Below are 5,786 nucleotides of genomic sequence, written 5' to 3' on the forward strand. Positions count from 1 at the left end.
GCGTGGAAGGGCAAGCGGCGCTGGGCGACGCTCGTGATCGGCGTGACGCTCGTCCTGTTCGCCGTCTGGTTCAGGCACGACGTCACCGACCTGCTCGCGATCGGGCTGTGATGGGAGCCGCGGCGGAGAATCGCCCGTGAGTCCGGCCCTGGCGCGCCGGCTGAATGCCGTGTTCGTCCTCGCGGTGGCCAATGCGCTCACTACCTTTCTCATGTGCGGGCTTGGGGCCTGCCCGGACAACCCGACCACCTACCTGAGGCTCCGATGATGCACGCCGTGCGGCCGGCGCGAAAACACCTGGCGCTCCTGACGGCGCTCGTCGGCATGATGGTGGCGCAGCCGCTCGTCGGCCACCGAAGCGTCGCGGCGGGCGCCGTCTCCGACGCCGTGCTCTCCGCGATCTGCCTCTACGTGTTCTTCATCGTCTTCGGGGAGCGACGGCAGCAGCGCGCGGCCCTGCTCCTCCTCCTCCCGGCCTTCGCGAGCAACTTCGGCATCTATGTCCTGCCCCGCGGGGCCCACACCGCGTCGGAGGTTCTGTACCACTGCATCATGGTGGCATTCCTCGGCTTCGCGGTGGCGGTGATCCTGCGCGACATCTTCGCGAAGAGCGTGATCCGCGGCGACGACGTCATCGGGACCTTCTGCGGGTATATGCTGGTGGCGCTGGTCTGGGCCAACCTCTACACGCTGACCTACCTGCTCGTTCCCGGCACCTTCACCGTGAATCCGGACATCGCGTGGCGGCTGGGCGAGTGGCACCACCGACGCGCGCTGTTCGAATACCTGAGCTTCACGACGCTGACAAGCTTGGGCTACAGTGACATCACCCCGATCGGCCCGCCCGCGTATATGCTCACGTGGCTCGAGGTGATGGTCGGGCAGTTCTACATGGCGGTGGTGGTCGCCCAGCTGGTCGGGCTCAAGCTGGCTCAGGCGCTCAGGGGGGGCAGACCCGAAGCGAAGTAGCAGGAGCCGCGCGCTGCGGCAGGAGGCGGCGATGGGCGAGGTTCTCGGACTCGGTCTGACGCACTACCCCGGCCTGATGGTCCCGGACGACGCGATGGGCAGTCTCGTGCTGCGCACGATCGCGATCGGCAAGGTGCCGGAGGCGCTGCGGGACCCCGCCGCGTGGCCGGAGGCCATGCGGCGGGAGTGGGCCGGCGATCAGGGCGCGGCCGCCGCGGCCGACCACCGGCGCAGGCTCGTCGAAGGCTTCCGCGCTGTGCGCAAGGCGCTCGACGACTTCGCGCCGGATTTCGTCGTCATCTTCGGTGACGACCAGTACGAGAACTTCCGCGAGGACATGATTCCGCCCTTCTGCGTCTTCGCCGTGCCCGAGATGGTCAGCCGGCCTTTCGCCCGCGCCAACGCCTTCTTCCCCGGCGGCAACGTCTGGGGCGAGGCCAAGGACAAGGAGTTCCGCGCTGTTGGGCACCCGGGAGGCGCGAAGCACCTGATCGCGCGCCTGATGGCCGAGGGCTTCGACATGGCGTACGCCTACACGCTACGCCACGAGATCGGGCTGGCGCACGCCTTCATCAACACACTCCTGTATCTCGACTACGACCGGCAGGGCTTCCCGTATCCGGTGGTCCCGTTCCACGTCAACTGCTACGGGTCGTCCATCGTCAGGAACCGTGGAGGCATCGCGTCCTCGGGCGACGCGGGAGCGGACCCGCCCGGGCCGACGGCGGCGCGCTGCTTCGCGCTGGGCGCCGCGACGGCGCGCGCGCTGGCGGCGGGCCCGTGGCGCGTGGCGCTCATCGCCTCCTCGAGCTGGTCGCACGCCTTCCTGACTCCGCGGACGGGGTATCTCCATCCCGACATCGAGGCCGATCGCGCGCGCTTCGCCGAGCTGCGCGATGGCCGCCTCGAGCGCTGGCGCGACCTCATCTGGCCCGAGATCGAGGCCGCCGGCCAGCACGAGCTGCTCAACTGGATCTGCCTCGCGGGAGCCATGCACGCGCTCGGCCGCCGCGCCGAGATCGTGGACTGGGTGGAGACCTACGTCTTCAACTCGAGCAAGTGCTTCGCGGTCTTTCCGTGCTCGTAACGCTCGACGACATCAAGGTAATGTTCGTGGTATCCCCAAGTGGTCCCCAGGGCGCCGGCGAGGCCTTCGGCAGGCTGGAAGCCCGTCTCCCGGGCCTCAAGGGGAGAAAATTCTACGGGACCCTTCTGAACGGCGAGTACCGTGCGTGCGTGGCGCTCGAGCCCCAGGACTCGCCGGCCGCTATGGGTCTGGAGACGTGGACGATCCCGGGCGGCGCCTACGCGCGCCGAAAACTGGAACGCTGGTCGGAGCGCCTTCCCGAGATCGGTCAGATCTTCGGCGCCCTGACCGCGGAGTACGCTCGAGACCCGGCGCGTCCGAACGTCGAGTTCTACCGGAGCCAGAAGGAGCTGCTCCTCTTCATGGCGGTCACGAGCCGCGCAGAAAGCCGGGCTCTGGTCCCTTAGGCGTCGCCTACGCGTCCCCGTCCCGGCCGGGAGCGCGCTCGGCTTGCGCGGCCTCTTTGGCGGCCATCTTGCGCTTGAGCTCCTCGGGCGTCAGGCGGACGATGTCCTCGTTCTGGTGGGCGTAGACCGTGTGCGCCGAGGTGTCGAGCTGCTCGAGCGCCACGCGCCCCTCGAGCACCTGCGATTTCCACCGCTGCTGCTCCTCCTCGCGCGCGTGGAACTCCGGCATGACCTCGCGCGCGAAGAGCTCGAGGCTCGCGCAGATGTCCTCGTGGGGCGTCCGGCCCGTCTGGTTGAGCAGGATGACCTGGTCCACGCGGGCGGCCTCGAACTCGCGGAGCCTCCGCCTGATCGTCCTGGGTGAGCCGATCAGCCCCGCCCGGAGCGTCTCCTCGGCCTTCGGCGTCTGGCGCCACTCCTCGTAGAGCTTCCACATGTTGCCCCTGCCCGGCTCGGCCATGCCGTGCCGCCCGTAGTGCGAGAGGCAGAACACGAAGAAAGTCCAGCCGGCCGCCTTCTCCTGCGCCTCTTCGTCCGTCGGCGCGCACATGAACGCGCTCACCATCGCGACGTTGGGATTGGTCGGGTACTCCGCGAGCTTGGCCAGGCGCCGGGTCAGGTTGACGTAGTACTCGTTCACCCAGACGCGCGCCGCCTCCGGGCTGACGAACTGGAAGCCGAGCGCGCCCATGCCCCATTGCCCGGCATTGCCGATGGTCGTGATGTTGGAGCAGGCGACCCAAAGCGGCGGGTGCGGCTTCTGGTAGGGCTTGGGGATCACGTTGCGCGCGGGAAAGTCGAAGAAGCGGCCGTGGAACTCGACCGCATCCTGCGTGAAGCACGGGATGAGCGCCCGCACCGCCTCCTCCCACACGTCGCGCTTGTCGCGCACGCGGCGGCCGAAGGGATGCAGCTCGACGGGACCTTGCGCTTCGCCGAGCCCGAGCTCCACGCGCCCGCCGGAGAGAAGGTCGAGAGTCGAGACCCGCTCGGCGACGCGGATCGGGTGGTTGGTGGGAAGCTGGATGACGCCGTGGCCGAGCCGGATGCGGCGCGTGCGCTGGCTCGCCGCGCCGAGGAAAACCTCGGGCGCGGAGGAGTGCGAGTACTCCTCGAGGAAGTGGTGCTCGACTTCCCACGCGTAGTCGTAGCCGAGACCGTCCGCCAGCTCGATCTGGGCGAGGGACTCGTGGAGGAGCCGGTACTCGCTGTCGGCGCTCCACGGCCGCGGCAGCTGATGCTCGTAGAAGATCCCGAACTTCATCGCTCGCAGAGAGTATATCCTCGGCGCACGCATGGTCAAGGTCATTACGTTCCTCAAGCGGAAGTCCGGGATGCCGGTAGAGGAGTTCCAGAGCTACTGGCGCACCCGGCACCCGGAGGTCGTGACGCGGCTCCCGGGAGTGCGCCGCTACGTCCAGTCCCACACACTTCTCGCCACGTATCGTACGGACGAGCCCGTCTACGACGGGATCGCCGAAGTGTGGGCCGACGACACCGCGGCCCTCCGCGCCATGACGCAGAGCCCCGCGCATACGGGCGTCCAGGCGGACGAGGCGCGCTTCATCGACCGCGCGAGCATGGGCGTGATCATCACCGAGGACCACGTGATCAAGGACGGCCTCGCGCCGCTGGACGCCGTGAAGAGCGTGGACTTCCTCACCCGCAAGGCCGGCCTGGCGGTGGAAGAGTTCCGGCGGCACTGGCTCCTGGTGCACGCGCCCATCGCGGCGGCGATCCCCGCCCTCCGGCGCTACGTCCAGAGCCACACCCGCCGCTCGGCGTACGAGGCGGGCCGCGTGCCCGCCTACGACGGCGCGGCGATCACCTGGTACGATTCTGCGGAGGCGTTCCGCGGCGCTCTAGCCACCGCCGAGTACGCTCGCGTCGCCGCCGACGCCCCGTCCTTCCTCTCCATGGACCGGATACGCTCCATCCTCACCCGGGAGCACGTCATCGTCGGATGAACGGGGTCAGGTCTTGAAATCCAACATCGGGCCCCGGCAGCCGCTGCTGCGCCGGAGCAGAATCCGGCCCGGCAATGCGTGAATGCAAGACCTGACCCCGACTATCAGGCAGCCAGGGCCCTGTCGGTGGCGGCCTGCCGGAGAGCCTGAAAGTCCACGGCGCACGGGGACACGACTGACCGGCTGGGTGTCAGGACGATCTCCAGCGACTCCGCCCCTTCCTTGTCCGCGGAGAAGTGGCGCTGGGTCACTCGCAGGAGCGCCGCCACCTCGACCGGCCTGTCCAGCGGCACGGCCATGAACACCCGCCAGCCGCCGCGGAGCCGGCGGCTCACTACGGGCGCCGCCGCGGCGCCGAGCTCCCAGTGGATCGCGTCGGTGAGCATGATCTGCCGGTCCCGCTCGGAATCCCGGCGATTCTGCAGACGCTCCACGAGCGCGAGCAGCGCGCTCACCGCAACGAACGGAATCGCGACCATCACGAGTGCCGCCAGCAGACCTGTCATGGGCTTCCTCCCTTTTGCTCACTAAGACACCGGAGGGGCGCCCGCGTGAAACGCCCGAGCGCGACGACGGGAGCGCCGGGACTACGCAGAGAGCGGGTGGAGATCCGGTCGGCAGCTCGTGCAGGCGGTGAGACCGACAGCCTCGGCGTGCCGGCGCGACCCGAACAGCGTGAGCTGGGACATCGGCTCCTGCGACAGCGAGCCGCACGTCGGCAGGCAATACTCCGTGTAGCCCTCGAAGAGGACGTACATGTTGCCGCGCTCGATCCTGTGCGCGCGGAGGCCCACCGGCACACCCTCGAGCGAGAGCAGCCGCTCCTTGAGCCCGATCTTGGTTCCGGCATAGCCGGTCAGGTCGCCGCTGCTGCCGATCACGCGATGGCACGGGATGGCGATCGGGATGGGATTGTGCCGGAGCGCCTGGGCGACGGCGCGCACCGAGGCAGGCTCGCCGATGCGGCGCGCGATCCCGGCGTAGGACGTGATGCCGCCATACGGCAGCTGCGCCGTCGCCGCGAGCACGCGCCGCTGGAAGTCGCTCCCCGCCCAGCGGAGGTCGAGCGGCCAGCTGAGCCGTGTGCTCCGGGCGCTCAGATAGTCGAGGAGCTCCCGGTACGTCGCCTCGACCACCGACTTGTCCTCCACCGCCTCGTCCCCGGCCAGGCGGGCAAGATGCGACCGCGCCGCGCGCTCCGAATCGATATACCTGACCATCGAGACGCCCAGCTCTGAGCGGGCAATCAGAATCTTGCCGAGCGGCGAGGGGAAGATGCCGTAGGCGACCATGCGCGACCGGATGTCGGCCAGCCGGGACTCGAGCTCGGCGCGCGACAGCGTGGGGTCGGCCCCG

8 protein-coding genes are annotated in these 5,786 nt (G+C 69.2%); 5 read left to right on the forward strand and 3 right to left on the reverse strand.

The genetic code is table 11. The features are described from left to right. The first annotated feature begins 136 nt into the window (after positions 1-136). From VGV06_12010 to VGV06_12025, 4 genes are read left to right on the forward strand one after another with little or no spacing between them, the layout of a single operon-like run. The gene (locus VGV06_12010) at positions 137-268 is read left to right on the forward strand and encodes a hypothetical protein (protein HEV2055881.1); all 132 of its coding nucleotides are present in this window, start codon (positions 137-139) and stop codon (positions 266-268) included. Continuing rightward, positions 265-969: an ion channel gene (locus VGV06_12015; GenBank protein ID HEV2055882.1), complete on the forward strand. Its 705-nt coding sequence runs from the start codon at positions 265-267 to the stop codon at positions 967-969. The genes VGV06_12010 and VGV06_12015 overlap by 4 nt, the downstream gene beginning before the upstream one ends. A gap of 31 nt (positions 970-1,000) precedes the next feature. Continuing rightward, positions 1,001-2,056 (forward strand): extradiol ring-cleavage dioxygenase, encoded by a 1,056-nt coding sequence (locus VGV06_12020; protein HEV2055883.1) that lies wholly within the window; start codon positions 1,001-1,003, stop codon positions 2,054-2,056. After that, positions 2,047-2,463, forward strand: a complete 417-nt coding sequence (locus VGV06_12025; protein HEV2055884.1) for a GyrI-like domain-containing protein — start codon at positions 2,047-2,049, stop codon at positions 2,461-2,463. The genes VGV06_12020 and VGV06_12025 overlap by 10 nt, the downstream gene beginning before the upstream one ends. A gap of 7 nt (positions 2,464-2,470) precedes the next feature. Here VGV06_12025 and VGV06_12030 read toward each other — a convergent pair whose 3' ends face one another. Further along, complete coding sequence (locus VGV06_12030) at positions 2,471-3,727, reverse strand: LLM class flavin-dependent oxidoreductase (protein ID HEV2055885.1); 1,257 nt, start codon at positions 3,725-3,727, stop codon at positions 2,471-2,473. Between the two features lie 31 nt (positions 3,728-3,758). Between VGV06_12030 and VGV06_12035 the strand changes: the two genes are divergently transcribed. Beyond that, positions 3,759-4,430, forward strand: a complete 672-nt coding sequence (locus VGV06_12035) for an EthD domain-containing protein (GenBank protein ID HEV2055886.1) — start codon at positions 3,759-3,761, stop codon at positions 4,428-4,430. Positions 4,431-4,534: 104 nt separating this feature from the next. Here the strand turns inward: VGV06_12035 and VGV06_12040 are convergent, their stop codons facing one another. Both VGV06_12040 and VGV06_12045 read right to left on the reverse strand, forming a co-directional pair. Then, positions 4,535-4,936, reverse strand: coding sequence for a hypothetical protein (locus tag VGV06_12040; GenBank protein HEV2055887.1), 402 nt, complete (start codon positions 4,934-4,936; stop codon positions 4,535-4,537). An 81-nt stretch (positions 4,937-5,017) separates the two neighbouring features. Further along, positions 5,018-5,786 (reverse strand): methylated-DNA--[protein]-cysteine S-methyltransferase (locus VGV06_12045; protein HEV2055888.1); only part of this gene is annotated, 769 nt, incomplete at its 5' end.

The organism is Candidatus Methylomirabilota bacterium (assembly GCA_035936835.1).
GTDB lineage: Bacteria > Methylomirabilota > Methylomirabilia > Rokubacteriales > CSP1-6 > AR37.

Coding starts and splice junctions, on each gene's coding strand:
- VGV06_12030 (HEV2055885.1), bottom strand. CDS start 3,727: ATGAAGTTCGGGATCTTCTACGAGCATCAGCTGCCGCGGCCGTGGAGC.
- VGV06_12040 (HEV2055887.1), bottom strand. CDS start 4,936: ATGACAGGTCTGCTGGCGGCACTCGTGATGGTCGCGATTCCGTTCGTT.
- VGV06_12035 (HEV2055886.1), top strand. CDS start 3,759: ATGGTCAAGGTCATTACGTTCCTCAAGCGGAAGTCCGGGATGCCGGTA.
- VGV06_12020 (HEV2055883.1), top strand. CDS start 1,001: ATGGGCGAGGTTCTCGGACTCGGTCTGACGCACTACCCCGGCCTGATG.
- VGV06_12015 (HEV2055882.1), top strand. CDS start 265: ATGATGCACGCCGTGCGGCCGGCGCGAAAACACCTGGCGCTCCTGACG.